The 15,310-nt window shown below is 63.5% G+C and carries 13 protein-coding genes and 1 pseudogene; 7 read left to right on the forward strand and 7 right to left on the reverse strand.

Annotation, left to right across the window (positions count from 1 at the left end):
* Window position 1: 1 nt before the first annotated feature.
* The 3 genes from Q7S96_02660 to dprA all read right to left on the reverse strand — a co-directional run bounded on the left by Q7S96_02660 (window position 2) and on the right by dprA (window position 4,030).
* Window positions 2-295, reverse strand: coding sequence for a GIY-YIG nuclease family protein (locus Q7S96_02660; protein ID MDO8463147.1), 294 nt, complete (start codon window positions 293-295; stop codon window positions 2-4).
* Window positions 296-533: 238 nt separating this feature from the next.
* Window positions 534-2,900 carry a type I DNA topoisomerase gene (gene topA, locus Q7S96_02665; GenBank protein ID MDO8463148.1) on the reverse strand — a complete coding sequence of 789 codons (2,367 nt, stop codon included), beginning with the start codon at window positions 2,898-2,900 and terminating at the stop codon, window positions 534-536.
* Window positions 2,901-2,938: 38 nt separating this feature from the next.
* Complete coding sequence (gene dprA / locus Q7S96_02670) at window positions 2,939-4,030, reverse strand: DNA-processing protein DprA (protein MDO8463149.1); 1,092 nt, start codon at window positions 4,028-4,030, stop codon at window positions 2,939-2,941.
* Window positions 4,031-4,071: 41 nt separating this feature from the next.
* Between dprA and Q7S96_02675 the strand changes: the two genes are divergently transcribed.
* Window positions 4,072-4,479: a hypothetical protein gene (locus tag Q7S96_02675; GenBank protein MDO8463150.1), complete on the forward strand. Its 408-nt coding sequence runs from the start codon at window positions 4,072-4,074 to the stop codon at window positions 4,477-4,479.
* A 133-nt stretch (window positions 4,480-4,612) separates the two neighbouring features.
* Here Q7S96_02675 and pth read toward each other — a convergent pair whose 3' ends face one another.
* From pth to Q7S96_02695, 4 genes are all read right to left on the reverse strand, one after another.
* A complete protein-coding gene (pth, locus tag Q7S96_02680) occupies window positions 4,613-5,164 on the reverse strand; it encodes an aminoacyl-tRNA hydrolase (GenBank protein ID MDO8463151.1) in 552 nt (183 codons plus the stop codon).
* A gap of 15 nt (window positions 5,165-5,179) precedes the next feature.
* Window positions 5,180-6,223 carry a glycosyltransferase family protein gene (locus tag Q7S96_02685; protein MDO8463152.1) on the reverse strand — a complete coding sequence of 348 codons (1,044 nt, stop codon included), beginning with the start codon at window positions 6,221-6,223 and terminating at the stop codon, window positions 5,180-5,182.
* Window positions 6,224-6,294: 71 nt separating this feature from the next.
* Window positions 6,295-7,680, reverse strand: a complete 1,386-nt coding sequence (der, locus tag Q7S96_02690; protein MDO8463153.1) for a ribosome biogenesis GTPase Der — start codon at window positions 7,678-7,680, stop codon at window positions 6,295-6,297.
* A 62-nt stretch (window positions 7,681-7,742) separates the two neighbouring features.
* Window positions 7,743-9,185 (reverse strand): LCP family protein, encoded by a 1,443-nt coding sequence (locus tag Q7S96_02695; GenBank protein ID MDO8463154.1) that lies wholly within the window; start codon window positions 9,183-9,185, stop codon window positions 7,743-7,745.
* A gap of 130 nt (window positions 9,186-9,315) precedes the next feature.
* Between Q7S96_02695 and lepB the strand changes: the two genes are divergently transcribed.
* From lepB to Q7S96_02725, 6 genes and pseudogenes are all read left to right on the forward strand, one after another.
* Window positions 9,316-9,933, forward strand: a complete 618-nt coding sequence (lepB, locus tag Q7S96_02700; protein ID MDO8463155.1) for a signal peptidase I — start codon at window positions 9,316-9,318, stop codon at window positions 9,931-9,933.
* 38 nt (window positions 9,934-9,971) lie between these two features.
* Entirely contained in the window at window positions 9,972-11,498 is a 1,527-nt protein-coding gene (gene hisS / locus Q7S96_02705; GenBank protein ID MDO8463156.1) for a histidine--tRNA ligase, read from the forward strand.
* Window positions 11,499-11,513: 15 nt separating this feature from the next.
* Window positions 11,514-11,846: a histidine triad nucleotide-binding protein gene (locus tag Q7S96_02710; protein ID MDO8463157.1), complete on the forward strand. Its 333-nt coding sequence runs from the start codon at window positions 11,514-11,516 to the stop codon at window positions 11,844-11,846.
* Window positions 11,847-12,290: 444 nt separating this feature from the next.
* Window positions 12,291-12,416, forward strand: a pseudogene (gene rpsU, locus Q7S96_02715) (30S ribosomal protein S21).
* 145 nt (window positions 12,417-12,561) lie between these two features.
* Window positions 12,562-13,008: a GatB/YqeY domain-containing protein gene (locus Q7S96_02720; GenBank protein ID MDO8463158.1), complete on the forward strand. Its 447-nt coding sequence runs from the start codon at window positions 12,562-12,564 to the stop codon at window positions 13,006-13,008.
* 281 nt (window positions 13,009-13,289) lie between these two features.
* Window positions 13,290-15,305 carry a pilin gene (locus tag Q7S96_02725; GenBank protein ID MDO8463159.1) on the forward strand — a complete coding sequence of 672 codons (2,016 nt, stop codon included), beginning with the start codon at window positions 13,290-13,292 and terminating at the stop codon, window positions 15,303-15,305.
* Window positions 15,306-15,310: the final 5 nt, after the last annotated feature.

Consider the following 15,310-nt stretch of genomic DNA (forward strand, 5'->3'; position numbering starts at 1 on the left):
GTCAGCACAGTTCGGGGTACAAGTCGCGCAATGCGGGGTTCGTGGCTCTGATGAGTTCCAGCTTCTTAATCCTGCTCCAGCGTTTGAGCTGCTTCTCGCGCTCGATAGCATCCATGGCGGTCGCGTACTGCTCGTAGTAGATGAGGACAGTGCAGTGGTATCGCTCGGTAAACCCTCTGACAAATTTTTCCTGATGCTCCCAAACGCGGCGGATGAGGTTGTTGGTGATACCGATGTAGAGGACGGTGCGTTTGACGTTCGTGAGAATGTAGACGTAGTAGTGGCGCTCGTCCATAGCGTGAGATCTCTCGACTTCGCTCCGCTCCGCTCGAGATGACGGGGGGGCAGGAAGGGATCGCTCGAGATGACGAGAGTGGGATTGCTTTGTGTTTCATTCCTCGTCATCTCGACCAAGCGAGTCCTCGAGCGCGTGGAGAGATCTCGTCAGCACAGTTCGGGGCGCATTTCGCGTAGCGCGACAAGATTTCTCCGCTCGCGGACTCGGTCGAAATGACGGAGGAGGAGAGGTCCACTCACTTTTTTCGCTTCCCTCCCCACTTCCTCCCGGGCCCGCGTGCGCGTTTTTTCGTGAGGAGCTCCATCGCCGCTTCGAGTGTGATGTCCTCGACGGAGGACTTCTTGGGGATGCTCGCGTGCGTGGTGCCGTCCGTCACGTACGGGCCAAAGCGGCCGTCCTTCACCTGGATTGGAGTATTCGTGGCGGGGTCCTCGCCGAGGGTGCGCAAGGGTTCTGCTGCTTTGCGCTTGCGCTCCGTGGCCTCTGCGCAGAGCGTGATAGCGCGCTCGAGCGCGATCGTCGTGGGGTCCTCGCCTTCGGGAATAGTCGCGTTGCGTGTGCCGCAGGAGACGTACGGGCCAAAGCGTCCGAGGTTCGCGGTCACACGTTCGCCGTCGTGCTCGCCGAGGTCGCGCGGGAAGTTGAGGAGTGCGAGCGCCTGGTCGAGCGTGAGTGTGTCGCGATCCTGTCCCTTGAGGAGCGATGACGACTTCGGCTTCTGTCGCTTCGGCTTGGCCTTGGACGGCTTGCCGGACTTCAGCGGCTTCGGCGGGATCATCGGCATGTCCTCGAGGCGGCCGAGCTGCACGTACGGCCCGAAGCGACCGAGGCGCACGAGGATGGGGAGACCGGTTTCTCCATCTTCGCCGAGTACGCGCTCCTGCGAGACATCGGCTTTCGTGAGTGCTTCCTGCTTCTCTTGGACTTCTCGCGCGAATGGCTCCCAGAAGCCCTTGAGGAACGCGACCTCTTCCGTTTTTCCTTCGGCGATATCGTCCAAGTCCTCCTCCATCTTCGCGGTGAATTGGAGGTCAACGATGTTCCCGAAGTGCTCGGCGAGGAGGTCGTTCACCATGAACGCGACATCCCCCGGGATGAGCTGCTTGCCGTCGCGTTCGATGTACCCGCGCGCCTGGATCGTGGAGATCGTGGGCGCGTACGTGGACGGGCGACCGATACCCTCCTCCTCGAGCTTCTTCACGAGCGATGCCTCGGTGTAGCGCGGTGGCGGTTTCGTGAAGTGCTGTTCCGGGGTGAGTCCGTCAAGCTCGCACTGCTCTCCCTCGCGGAGCGGTGGCAGGAACTTCTCACCCTCGACGTCGTCCTGCTCGCGTGCGGGCTCGTCTTCATCGCGTCCCTCCTGGTACGCGCGGAGGAACCCATCGAAGATGATGGTCTGTCCGGTGGCGCGGAATGTGTACATGATTGCCGATTTCGCCTCGATGTTGACGCCCACGCGCTTGAGTTTGGCATCGGGCATCTGGCAGGCCATCGTGCGCATCCAGATGAGTTCGTAGAGCGCGCGCTGCTTGTCATCGGCAACCGTGAGCGACGATGGCGTGTGCGTGGCGTCGGTGGGTCGGATGGCCTCGTGCGCCTCCTGCGCGCCCTTCGCTTTCGTCGTGAACGTCCGCGGCGCGGGGAGGACATACGCGGGTCCGAACTGTTCGCCAACCTGCTTTGTGATGGTCGTGATGGCTTCTGCAGCGATGTTGACCGAGTCCGTTCGCATGTAGGTGATGTGACCGGTCTCGTAGAGCTTCTGCGCGAGTATCATGGTCTGGCGCACGCCGAAGCCGAGTTTTCGTGACGCCTCCTGCTGGAGCGTCGAGGTCGTGAACGGTGCGGCCGGTTTCCGTGATGCCTCCTTCTCCTCGACGTTCGCGACCGTCCACGTCGCATCGCGACACGCGCGCACGACTGCGTCCGCCTCCGCCGCGTCCTTCGGCACGAACTTTTCGTCGTCGCGCTGCTTGAGCGATGCGGAGAACGATTGCTGCGCGCTCGCGTGGAGCATCGCGTCCACGCTCCAGTATTCCTCCGGCGTGAACGCCTTGATCTCGCGCTCGCGGTCCACGATGATCTTCACCGCGACGGATTGGACGCGGCCAGCGGAGAGTCCGGGGCCCACCTTGCGCCAGAGGAGCGGGGAGAGTGTGTAGCCGACGAGCCGGTCGAGGATGCGCCGCGCCTGCTGGGCGGACACGAGCTTCATGTCAATCGAGCGGGGGTGCGCGAGCGCACGCTCGATGGCCGACTTCGTGATCTCGTGGAACACGATGCGCTTCGTGCGCTCCGGCGGGAGTCCGAGCGCCTCGGCGACGTGCCACGCGATGGCCTCTCCCTCGCGGTCTTCGTCGGACGCGAGGATGACCTCATCGGCTGCTTTTGCCGCCTTCTTGAGCGTGGCGACGTGCTGCTTGGAGTCCGGTGGGACTTCGTACGCTGGTGCGAAATCGTGCGCGACGTCCACGCCCATCTTGCTCTTCGGGAGATCGCGGATGTGCCCGAACGATGACTCCACGGTGAAGTCACTGCCGAGGAATTTCTTGATCGTGCGCGCCTTCGTGGGGGACTCGACGATGACGAGGGTTTTTGCCATGGGGTGTGATCGCGGATGAAGAGATGTGCGGATACCGCTCATGATCGAACGTAGCGGGAGCCGCCTACATCCCTCACCACACCATCGAGCTCCAGGGTTGTCAAGCAACTCGCGAGTTCGTGCGCGGGGGCGTTGACCACTGCGTGGAGGTCATCCACGTGGATGGGCTCGTGCGAGAGCGCGTCTACGATGCGGGCCGAGAGGCCGGTGAGGTGTGGCGCGGGTCTCGCTGCGGGGTGGAAGAGTTGGTCGAGGTGGAGGGCTTCCACGATGTCCTCCGCGCGCGTGATGGGCGTGGCACCGGACTTGAGCATGGCGAGCGGGCCCCGTGACTCCTCCGCGGTGATCGGGCCGGGGACCGCGAAGACCTCGCGGCCAAAATCGAGCGCGAATCGCGCGGTGATGAGCGCGCCGGAATCACGCGGACACTCGACGACGACCGTCCCCATCGAGAGGCCGGCGACGATGCGGTTGCGCGCGGGGAAGTGCATCTTGAGGCCCGCGGTGCCCGGGACGTACTCGGAGACGAGCACTCCACCGGCGTCGAGGATGTCCCGCGCGAGCCCCCGGTGGTGGCGCGGGTAGATCGCGGCGTCATCAATGCCGGTACCGAGCACCGCGAGCGTGCGGCCACCAACCTCGAGCGCCGCGCGGTGCGCAGCGCCATCAATCCCGAGCGCGAGGCCCGACGTGATCGTGAGGCCAGATCGCGCGAGCGGTCCAACGAGGAGACGGGTTGCCGCGAGGCCGTAGTCCGTCGCGCGCCGCGTTCCGACGAATGCGATCTGCTGCGTGACGAGCGCGTCGGCTGCGCCGCGGACGAAGAGGACGAGCGGGGGATCGGGGATGGTCTTGAGGAGCGCGGGGTAGCGCGCGTCCGTGCGCGGGATGAGCACGATGCCGCCTGCGAGCATCGTTGCGGCGAGTGCGGGGACATCGATCGTCGGGCGTGCACCGAGGACGTTCGCAACGGTTTGCGGCATCATGCCGACCGCTTCAAGGTCTGCGCGGCGCGCTCCCCACGCTGCGGTGGGTGAGCCGCAGCGCTCGACGAGTCGCCAGAGGCGGACGCTCCCGATGATGTCGGTGAGCGCGGCGAGGCCGATCCAGGAAGTGAGCGTCGCGTCCATAGGGTGTGCAGCGTGCGAGGGGCGTGGTAAGATAGCGAGGTATGAAACGTCAACATGAGTTCCCGTTTATGGGACAGGGCGAGGACGCTGCGGAACAACCGCCGCTGCACACGGATGCCGATGCGCCACTGGAGGACGAGGATGTCCCTCCACCGGAGTCGCCACGCGAGGTTGCTCGGCGCATGGTCGAGCGGGGCGTGAGTCGTGCGGCGATCCTCGCGCAAATCCGTGAGATTCGCGGGCTGCTCGAGGGACAGGGGCGCTCGTCGGTTCCCGGCACCGCACCACTCGTGGATACGTTCGAGCGCGCGCAAGCGGAAGCGCGTGACACAGCCGCCAAACGGGACACATCCGACTGGTCCACATCCCTCGATGAGATCGAGGGTATAGACGATGCGCGCGGGCAGTCCGATGCGGGCGTGGATGACGGGCGAACGGAAAGCCCTTGACGCGCAGGTCTCCTTTCGGTAATATTTGCCTTATGGTGTGCGAGGCCTCCTCTTCGTGCACCTCCCTCTGAGGTTCGCGCCTCCAGAGGGAAGCCGCGCCGACCCCTGCCACGCGAAAACGTGGCGGGGGTTCTCATTGCGCATGAGCTGCAATCGCGGTCACTGCAGCGGCGATGGCCTCGTCAATCGCCGGCCGTTCACTGCGTGCGATTTTTTGCAAGACGAATCGTTCCGCGGGAATTCGATGTCCGTCGCTCGTGGTGTTCGGTCCGATGCCGATGCGCACGCGGGTGAAGTCCTTGGTCCCGAGGTGGTTAATGGTGGACTGGACGCCCTTCTGTCCACCGCTCCTGCTGCCGACTCCGACGCGGATGTCGCCAACCGGGAGGTCGAGGTCGTCGTGGACTACGATGAGGTGCGCGCTGCTCACTTCGAGGCGCAGGTGTCGGACGAGCGCGGAGACGGCCCGACCACTCTCGTTCATGTACGTTGTCGGTTGTGCGAGGACGACGCGCTGCCCGTTCACCTCGCACTCGAGGATGCGCGCGTGGAGGAGCCGCTTCGTGCGCCACGTCGCTCCCGATCCCCATCGCGCCGCTATCGCATCGAGCACTTCCCACCCGACGTTGTGTCGGGTGTGTTCGTACTCCGTTCCCGGATTGCCGAGGCCAACGATGAGGATCATAGCGTGGTGGCGCAGTTACGGGCGGCGCGCGAGACGCTCGATGAGGCGGTCGATGACGGTGAACGCTTTGGTGTTGTCGTGACGGGGGTACCGCGCGAGGGCGTCTGCGTACCCATCCCCATTGTACAGGAATGCCTCGACGCGTTCGCGGTCGAGTGTTTCCCACATCTTCCCATATCCGAGCTCCTCGAGGAGGAGCCCGTTTGCGATTTGCTCGAACTGGCCAGCGATCGGGTGGGCGAGGAGGGGTTTCCCAAAGTGGAGCGCCTCGGTCATGAGTGTGAAGCCGGCGGTTGCGATAACGGCGCGGCACGTCGCGAGGTCGCGGAGGAAGGTGGTGGGGTTCGGTCGCTTGGAGGTGATGTTCGCCGCACGGCGGCCACGCGGGATGCCGTACACGATGAAGTGCGCGCGCACGCGTTGGAGGACATCGAGGAGCTCGCGATCCGCAGACGTGCTGTACACGAGTACCGATCGCCCGCGTCGCGGGTGCTGTCGGAGGACGGCATCGCGGAGGAGCGGGGGGACGACGTGCGTGTTTGGCCGCGTTGGCATGAGCGGGGCGAACGCTGTGACGACGTACGCATCGCTACCGGCGTTCACGAGCTCCGTGACGGTGCGCGCGGTGCGCGCGGCGAGGGTGTGTCGCGGGGGCACCGCGATGTCGGTGCGCGTGAGCGCGTGGATGTTGTCAATGGAGAGGAGTGGGCGGTGCTTGAGGCGCGCGATCATGCCGACGATCGGTTCGTAGTCCGAGCAGACGACCTGCGGGTCAAACGTATCAATAACCCTGCGAACGCGGTCAATGCTCCGCGTGTTCCCCGGTGCGCGGAGCGCGTTCGCGAACGCCGTGCGGATGATCTGCACGCGGTTTTCTGCGTACGCGATCTCGAGGCCGGTAATCCGCGTCGTCGGGAAGTCGTCGTGGAGGTGCGCGAACGACGCATCATGGGCCACGACGTGCACATCGTGGCCCACGGCACGGAGGTGTTCGAGCACTGCACGCGACCGCGTCGCGTGGCCGCTCCCCTGACCGGCAACTCCGTAGAGGATACGCATAATCTTCGGCGCTCCCGCGCCAGCTTCAGAGGGATGGAGGCCTGAAGGCCTCCGCTACACCATTGTTCTCTTTAGGCCTTCACGGCTTTCACGGTGACGATGAGCGGGGTTCCGGTGAAGTCCGCGTGCTCGCGGAGCGCGCGCTCGATGATGTTGGGGATCGCGCGGGGGAGCTTGACGTGGCGTCGTGTGCGGAGGAGGAATTGCGGTGGCGCGATGCCAACCTGATCGAGGTCTATCATGCGGATCTGTCGCTGCCCCTCGCGATCGCGCGGTGCCGGGATGCGGCTTCGCGCCGCAGCGTAGACCGCACGCAGCTCCTGGTCCGTGAGCGTCCGGCGCCAGTTCTCAAGCGCGTGGAGCGCGGCCGGCATGATGCGGGCCACCGAAGACCCCGCGGTGACCGAGGTCATGAGGACGGGTGCAAAGGTGAGGTGCGGGAAGAGTGCGTGAATCGCATCCGTGAGGTCGGGGTGCTCCTCGCCCTCGAGGAGGTCCATCTTGTTCACGACGATGATGCAGGCGCGGCGGGTCTCCACGATGGTCTGCGCGAGTTGTCGAACATGGCGCGATGCGCTCCGTGTCGCATCGAGAACGAGCACCGCGACGTCCGCCCGCCGCACCGCGGCCATGCTCTTTCCCACGGATTCTCGCTCGATGCGGTCAATGCGTTTCTGGACGACCTTCTTCGTGCGCGTCGCAGCGCGTCGGATGCCTGCGGTATCCAGGAGGACGATGCGTCGCGTGCGTGCCGCGCGTTGCCGTCGCGGTGTGTACACGAACGTCACGTCGTGCACGTCGCGCGTCGTGTACGGTTCCGGTGAGACGACGGCCTCGTCGCGGCCGAGGATCGCGTTCATGAGCGACGACTTCCCGACGTTCGGTTCGCCGACAATGGCGATGCGTATCGCCGCAGGAGCATCGTCGGGCGGGAGCAGGAGCACCTCGCCGCTCGGCACATCGTGCACGACGACATCGAGGAGGTCGCCGACGCCCGCGCCGCTCTTCGCAGAGACGGGGATCGGATCGCCAAAGCCGAGCGTGAGGAACTCATGGCACGCGGCGCGGTGCTGCGCGGTCTCCGCTTTGTTGCACACGATGAGGACCGGCGTCCCGAGTGCGCGGAGGTGCTGCGCAATCGCGCGTTCACCCGGGAGGATGCCGTCGCGGACATCCACGACGAAGAGGAGGAGGTCTGCTTCGCGTACCGATCGCTCGGCTTGCTTGCGAATCTCTCCCTCGATGACATCTTCGCCATGCACATGACCGGTGAGCGTCTCGACGCCGCCGGTATCAATGAGGCGGAACGACACGCCACGCCAGCCAGATTCGCCGATGTTGCGATCGCGCGTCGTGTGCGGCAGGGGAGAGGCGATGGCCTTCCCCTCGCCGAGGATGCGGTTGAAGAGCGTGGACTTTCCCACGTTCGTGCGGCCGATGATTGCGACGGTGAACATAATTTACGATTTACGATTTTTGATTTGCATATCGTACATCGCAAATCATATTTCGTCCATTATTACGATGCTGGCGTACCTTCCGGGCCGTTCGCCGCGCGGACAGACGTGCCGCCGAGGACGATGAGGATGTCCGAATCAATGGAGAGCGCGTCGAGCAGGGGGAACGTGGGAGAGGTGACGGCGTGGAACTGCTTCACGAGTTCGGCGATGGCGGTTGCGCGCAGGGCATCGTCGCTCTCGTTCCGGTAGTAGATGATGGTCTCGTCAATCGTGAGACGCGGGGCGTTGCCGATGTGGACGATCGCGAACTGTCGCTCATCGAGGAGTTTCGCGGTCTCGAGTGCGAGTCCGGCGACGCTCGTCCCGTTGAGGATCACGACGCGCAATCGCGTTGCAGGTGCGGGAGCGGAGGCATCGAGCGCGTGCGCGACGGTCTCGCGGAGGATGTCGTACGATCCGCCACGCGGACGGAGGACGTACGCACCGTTCCAGCGACTCGCGAGGAGCTCACCGCTCGCGGGATCGTCGGTGAAAACGATCTGCGTGATCGTTTCGAGCGGGATTGCGTCGAGGAGCTCCGCCATCCGGACGAGTTCCGGCGGGTCGAGGTTCGTGGCGAGGTGGTACTTCCACGTGTTGAGGAGCGCCTTCACGGTGCGTGCACGCGCGAGGATGCTGTCGTCCTGCGCGGCCGCGCGCACCGCGCGGAGGAGTTGCTGCTGTCGTCGCCCGCGCGCGAAGTCCGATCCCTCGCTCCCGCGCGCGCTCCGCGACCGCACGTACTTGAGCGCGAGTGCGCCGTCGAGGTGCTGGAGGCCGGCGGGGATGACGAGGTGCTCGTAGCGTTCCTCCCACGGCGCGTCCTCGTTCCCCGCGATGGGGTACGAGGGATCATCGAGCGTGTGGAGGACATCAACGTCCACGCCGCCGAGCTCATCCACGAGCCCGACGAACCCGCGGAAGTCCACGCGAATGAAGTGCGGCACGTCAATGCCGAGCGCGACGTGCAGCGCATCGCGGAGTGCTTCGGCGCCACGCCGATCGCGGTCTTCCGCATACGCGTGCACCGCGTTCGCTTTCTCGAACGTTCCATCAGGGAGCGGGAGGAGGAGATCGCGCGGGACCGAGATGAGGACGGGGTGCGAGCCGTCGCGCTCGACGCTCGCAATGAGGATGGTGTCCGCGAGGAGCGGGCCCTCATGGCCAACGCCGCCCATGCCGATGAGGAGCACGTTGATGCGATCGTCGCCAGCACCCGCGAGTGCCTGCGTGGGATTCGTGATGAGCGAGCGGAGCGTCCGCACGGTCGCCGAGTCGCGCAGTGCGACGTACGGATTAGGATCGGACGAGCGGGTGGTCCAGGAAAGGACGAGGAAGCCCACGATGAGCGTAATAGCAACCGCGCGGAAGGTCCGGCGCAGCCGACGTCGCACACCGCCGGGGGGCTGGCGGTGTGGTGGAATCGCCTCGTCGAGGAAGTTGGGGGACGCGGCCGTCTGCATAGGTGAACGCTTGACACTACTGTAGCACGATGGTATCTTCAGTGCAGCTGTGGTATCTTAGAGGTGGTCATCGGCGGTGGCCGATGCTTCTTTATACCATAGGGTTTTTGGTGTTCTGGAGTTCTCGCGTATGGGATTTGACGAGTATCGTGGCAGTTTCGATCACGATGAGCCGGCGATGCGTCATCGGCTCCGGTCGTTCGGTGCGTACCTCCTCGAGGTGATCCGCGTGGTGGTCATCGCACTCGCGATCATCATCCCGATTCGGTACTTCCTCGTGCAGCCCTTCTACGTGAAGGGAGCATCCATGGAGCCAAACTTCGAGGATGATGAGTACCTCGTCATTGACGAGTTGAGCTACCGCTTCCGCGAGCCCGTCCGGGGCGATATCATTGTCTTCCGTTACCCATTTGACCCCGGGCAGTTCTTCATCAAGCGAGTGATCGGGCTTCCCGGTGAGCGCGTGGAAATCGGTGGGGGGTCGGTGCGCATTGCGAATACCGAGCACCCGAACGGGTTCCAACTTGTGGAGTCCTACCTCCCGTCGGATCGCCAGACACCCGGACAGCGCATCGTTGTGCTCGGCGTGGACGAGTACTTCGTCCTCGGCGATAATCGAACGCAGAGCTTCGACTCGAAGGACTTCGGTCCCATCAAGCGCCATGCGATCATCGGTCGCGCCTGGCTCCGTGGCTGGCCGGTGACGAAGCTCGGCACGTTCGAGCAGCCAGTGTACGTTACGCCCTGAAGCGAGGAATCACGCGAGGTATAAAATAGTTTCGCACTGTGGCAACCCGAGAGACCAACAAGAAGCCGGAGAAGAAGGAGCACGAGAAAGAAGTCGTGGCGGTGCCGGAGAGTAAGCTCCACCTCCTTCGTGGCTTCAAGGACATCTTCCCGACCGATCAGCCGTACTGGGATCGCGTCCGCGCACTCGCGGATGCGTTGGCGACATCGTACGGCTACGAACGCATGGATACGCCGATCCTCGAGGAGACGGCGCTCTTCACGCGTGCGGCATCCACGAGTGCCGCGGGAGACGAGCAGCCCTTCTTTTCGTTCACGGAGTACGGTGGTGAGCAGGTGACGCTCCGGCCAGAAGGTCGGACGGGTGTCGTGCGTGCGTACATCGAGCACGGCATGGTCAATCATCCACAGCCGGTGAAGCTCTGGTACCTCGGGCCGATGTTTCGATCGGATCGCCCACAGGCGGGACGGCTGCGGCAGTTCCACCAGTTTGGCCTCGAAGCACTCGGCGAGCTCCACCCCGCAGCGGATGCAGAGCTCATCGCGATTGCCGCGAGCTTCTTCCGCGACCTCGGGATCGCCATCGTCGCGCAGGTGAACTCCATCGGGTGTAGTCAGTGTCGTGAAAAATATCTCGAGGAGCTCACGAACTACCTCAAGGTGCACCGCACGCAGCTCTCAGAAGCCGCACGCGCCATCATCGGGCAGTCGCCGTTCACCGTCCTCGAGAGTCGCGCTGCCGAGGACCGCGAGGTCATTGAATCGGCTCCCCAGATGGTGGACTGGCTCTGTGAGCCGTGCAAGCAGCATTTTATCCGTGTCCTCGAGTACCTCGATGAGTACGATGTGTCATACGCGCTCGCGCCGTTCCTGGTGCGCGGCGTGGACTCGTACACGCGGACGATTTTTGAGCTTCTGCCCGCGGAGGCCTTCACGGAAGGTAGCCCCCTCCCGATGCAGAACGCGCTCGCCGCGGGTGGTCGGTACGATACGCTCGTGGAGCGGCTTGGTGGCCGTGCGACTCCGGCGACGGGCATCGCGTTCGGGCTCGAGCGCATCGTGGCGAAGTACAAGGAGGCCATCGCCGCAGGCACCGCAGCGCCACCCGCGCCGCGCACGCCCGATGTGTACCTCGCACAGCTCGGCGACCAGGCCAAGCGTAAGGCCATGCGCCTCTTCGATGTGCTTCGGAAAGAGGAGTTCACCGTTGCTGCACACTTCTCGAAGGATGCGCTCAAGGCGCAGCTCGAGCACGCGAACCGCCTCCAGGCGAAGCTCACGCTCATCCTCGGCCAGAAGGAGGTCATTGACGAGACGATCATCATCCGTGAGATGAGCTCCGGTATCCAGGAGATCGTGCCGTTCAGCCGCATCGCGGAGGAGGTGAAGAAGCGCCTCGAGCACGATGAGGTTCATGAGACCGTTGATGAGACCCTCAAGGTGGCGGAGGAACGATCGCTGACGGAAGAGGAGGAGCGCGCACGCGTGCGCACACCGGAGCCAAAAGAGGAAACAGCAGAAGACGAGGAGGAACCAGGAGCAGGCGGTGAGGGATTCTCGTCGTAGCTCGCGCGCATCACTATGGCGTGTCTCTTCTGCAAGATCGCCGCGAAGGAGATTCCTGCAACGATCCGCTACGAGGATGACGACGTCGTCGCGTTTGATGATATCCACCCGAAAGCGCCCACGCACGTGCTCATTGTTCCGAGGCGTCACCTGGCACGCGTGCAGGACTTCGATGATGGTGCGATTGCCGGAGCGTTGTTCATTGCAGCGCGCCGCATCGCCATCTCCGCAGATATTGCGGAGACCGGGTACCGACTTGTCGTGAACAATGGCAGTGATGGCGGTCAGGAGGTGGAGCACCTCCACCTCCACCTCATCGGCGGCAAGAAGCTCGGTGCGATGGCGTGACGTGGCACTTGACACGAGTGCCGCGTTGTGGTATCTTGTGACTATCGGTTTTTCTCATGCACAGTCGTTGCAAAGGAGGATAGTAATGAAGGATATCTCGGAGCGTGAAATGTTGGCGTTCATGAGAGGCATGGAAAACATCCATCGGTCCATGGACCGCCTGGAGGAAGCAGGTCTTTGGCCTCAAGCGGCGTCGGAGCAGATCGAGAGGCGCGTCGCGTCCAAAGCACCTCCTGCGATTCCGGAAGACCCCATCCATGACGGAGGGAATCACGTCTTCTGACGGTCGCCTGTCATGACACCCGCCTCCTCGGAGGCGGGTGTCCTATCGTTTGTACGCCGTCCGCTGCCATCGGTTTGACAGGAAAAAATGGCTACGGTACGGTGAGAGCGATAGGGGACCGCGGTCGGCAGGGCCGATCGTTCTTCATTCTCTCGATACCTATGGCAGTTGATGCCCATCGTCGGCGCGGGGAATCGTTCGATGCGTTCCTGCGTCGGTTCAGTCGGAAAGTGCAGATGAGCGGGCGCCTCATTCAGGCCCGCAAGATTCGGTTCTACGAGTCGCCGCCATCCAAGGGCGCAAAGCGCGTGGTGGCATTGCGTCGGGAGCAGAAGAAGGGGTACTTCGCGTACCTCGAGAAGATTGGTAAGCTCGATGAGGAGATTGAGAAGATGCGTGGTCGTCGTCGTGGGCGGAGGCGGTAAGAGGCCTATGGCAATGCTCGAGCGGATTCAGGGCGATCTCGTGCGTGCGATGAAGGCGAAGGAGGCGCAGCGCGTCTCCGTGCTCCGCATGCTCAAGGCCGCGCTCGATGACGCTGCACGCGAGGCGATGACCGCGGGCAAGGAGTTCTCGGACGATGCGGCGGTCGCGCGCATGCAGACGGAAGCGAAGCGGCTCCGCGATGCCATGGCGGAGTTCCGCGCTGGCGGGCGCGATGATCTCGCCGATACGGCGGTCGCGGAGATTGCGATCATCGGGCAGTACCTCCCTGTACAGATGGCAGAGGATGCGATCCGTGCAGTGGTGATGGCCAAGCGCACGGAGATGGGCGAGACGGATCTCGGGCCGCTCATGAGTGTGGTGATGGCCGAGCTCAAGGGGAAGGCCGACGGCGGAACCGTTCGCAGGATTGTTTCCGAGGTGCTCGCGTCGTAGCGCGCGCGTCGGTCGTGGTGTGCGTCCCGCAAGCGGGGCGTTTTTTTGTTTTGGGATTTTCGCATCTTTTCACTCTTTCTGTCATTGCGAGGAGTCCGCGACGCGGCAATCCCGGCCATACCTGCACGAGGTGAAGGCCTGGTGCACTGCATGACCGGGATTGCTTCGCCCCAACCAAAGCGTCGGGGCTCGCAATGACAGGATAGTGTCGTATGGCTGTCGCCTCACGCAATCGAGGCGTTTTTTGTTGTGAGTGGTACAATGAATAAAACGCTATCCACATGGTGCATCTGCACGCGGACCGTTCCAAGCCACAAGCGCGATGGAGTCGTTGGACGATGGTGAGCATCGCCCTCGTCGTTGTTGTCGGCGTGTGGGTGGCAATCGCACCGGTGCACGCAGTGGAGACCGGACTCGATGCGTTCGGGCAGGAGACGGTGCTCGGCGGGGAGGACATCCGCATCATCGTCGCGCGCATCATCCGCGGGTTCATCGGGTTGCTCGGTATCGTCGCGGTGGGCACGATCCTCTTCGGCGGGTTCATGTGGATGACCTCGCAGGGAGATGAAACGAAGATCACGCAGGCGAAGCGCATCCTCATCAACGGTGCAATCGGTCTCGTCATTATCCTCTCCGCGTTCGCGATCGCGCAGTTCGTGCTCTCGCGGCTCGTTGCGGCCGTCGGCGATTCCGGTGGTGGGTCCGGCATCGTTGGACCGTCGCCGCTTGAAGATGTCTCGCTCACCGGCGCGCTCGGCTCCGGTCCGGTTGCGGATCACTATCCTTCGCGCGATGCGACGGGCATCCCCCCGAACGTGCGCATCTTTGTGACATTCCGCGACACGCTCGAGGTGACGTCCTTCGTTGCGGATACGAACGGGAACGGCACGTTCGCAGCCGATGGTGACCGATCGCTCGACCTCGCGCTCGCGGAGGCGATCACCGTCACCCGCGTCGGAACAGATACCTCGACATCCGTTGGCGTGACGATCACCGAGGATCTCCGCACGTTCATTCTCACACCGGTGGAGCTCAATGACAACGGGACGGTGCGCGCGACCGCATCTGGCAATGCGGTGCGGCAGTGGCTCCAGGGCGACGCGCGCAACCCGCAGGCCTACATCGTGCGACTCACCAACGCGTTCCGATCGAGCGATGGTAAAGAACTCTTTACCGGTGCGTTCGCAGACGGGTACTCATGGTCCTTCACCGTTTCGGCGGATGCCGATCTCACGCCGCCAACGATTACGAGCGTCGTTCCGTTTCCGGATAGCGCGCAGGATGGCGCGCAGGTGACGGATCGTCCCGATGTCGCACGGAACGTCATCGTGCAGGTGAACTTCAGCGAGGCCATGGACCCCACAGTGACGAGCGGTACCTATCGGCAGAGCGAAACGACGCAGCGTTTTACGCATCTCGGCGTGGAGTATGTCACCGTGCAGAATACCACCGTGCGACTCGACGGAACCTTCACCATCGGCAATGGGTATCGTACCGCTGAGTTTACGACGTTTGTTTCTTGTGGTGTGAATTCGTGCGGCGGGACCGTGTACTGCCTGCCGGCCTCCGCTGCGTTGACCGCTTGGGCGGAAGCCGCTGTACTTGAAAACCCCGATGATCCTACCGCCGTGCCATTCTCCGGCGTGATGGATGCGGCTGGGAATTCGCTCTCCGGTGATGGTGATGGTGTCGCAGAGGGTCCGGGCACACCGCGCTTCGATCGCCATCCCGACGCAACCAATACCAATGCATTCGACAGTGCGCAGTGGACGTTCTTCACGAACAATGCTATTGATCTCACGCCACCGGCGATCGTGAGCGTTGAGCACACCAGTCGTGATGACACAGCACTGACCTACGAGACGAACGACACGCTCGCGGATGTTCAGAATGTCTCGCCAACCGCGCCCATCGCCTTCCAGTTCTCCAAGCTCATGCGGAGCAATGCGACGACGGCATTCTTCTTGGAAGAAGCACTCTCCGGGTGCGATGCGGAAGGCAGCGGCGACGGGTGTTTCTGGCAATATGGCCGTCTCGAGCACGTTCCGGCGGGAGCCCCGATCCAGAGTCGCGTGACCATCCACCACGCGCGACTGCTCGAGGTGCCGGAGGTTGAACCACCACTACCACAACTACCACCGGCGGAGTACCTCGTGCGCGTGCGGTCGGATGCGCAGGACATCTACCAGAACTGCTTCTTCAATGTCGGTGCACCGCAGAAGGGACCACAGGGCCCGAAAGGCGGAGAGGCGTGCTTCACGGTCGGCAATATCGAGACCTGCAACGTCATTCCCTAGCGTCA

It is taken from the genome of bacterium, from assembly GCA_030647005.1.
Classification (GTDB): domain Bacteria; phylum Patescibacteriota; class Patescibacteriia; order JACPHY01; family JACPHY01; genus JAUSKG01.

Coding starts and splice junctions, on each gene's coding strand:
- Q7S96_02660 (MDO8463147.1), bottom strand. CDS start 295: ATGGACGAGCGCCACTACTACGTCTACATTCTCACGAACGTCAAACGC.
- topA (MDO8463148.1), bottom strand. CDS start 2,900: ATGGCAAAAACCCTCGTCATCGTCGAGTCCCCCACGAAGGCGCGCACG.
- dprA (MDO8463149.1), bottom strand. CDS start 4,030: ATGGACGCGACGCTCACTTCCTGGATCGGCCTCGCCGCGCTCACCGAC.
- Q7S96_02675 (MDO8463150.1), top strand. CDS start 4,072: ATGAAACGTCAACATGAGTTCCCGTTTATGGGACAGGGCGAGGACGCT.
- pth (MDO8463151.1), bottom strand. CDS start 5,164: ATGATCCTCATCGTTGGCCTCGGCAATCCGGGAACGGAGTACGAACAC.
- Q7S96_02685 (MDO8463152.1), bottom strand. CDS start 6,223: ATGCGTATCCTCTACGGAGTTGCCGGTCAGGGGAGCGGCCACGCGACG.
- der (MDO8463153.1), bottom strand. CDS start 7,680: ATGTTCACCGTCGCAATCATCGGCCGCACGAACGTGGGAAAGTCCACG.
- Q7S96_02695 (MDO8463154.1), bottom strand. CDS start 9,185: ATGCAGACGGCCGCGTCCCCCAACTTCCTCGACGAGGCGATTCCACCA.
- lepB (MDO8463155.1), top strand. CDS start 9,316: ATGGGATTTGACGAGTATCGTGGCAGTTTCGATCACGATGAGCCGGCG.
- Q7S96_02710 (MDO8463157.1), top strand. CDS start 11,514: ATGGCGTGTCTCTTCTGCAAGATCGCCGCGAAGGAGATTCCTGCAACG.
- Q7S96_02720 (MDO8463158.1), top strand. CDS start 12,562: ATGGCAATGCTCGAGCGGATTCAGGGCGATCTCGTGCGTGCGATGAAG.
- Q7S96_02725 (MDO8463159.1), top strand. CDS start 13,290: ATGGTGCATCTGCACGCGGACCGTTCCAAGCCACAAGCGCGATGGAGT.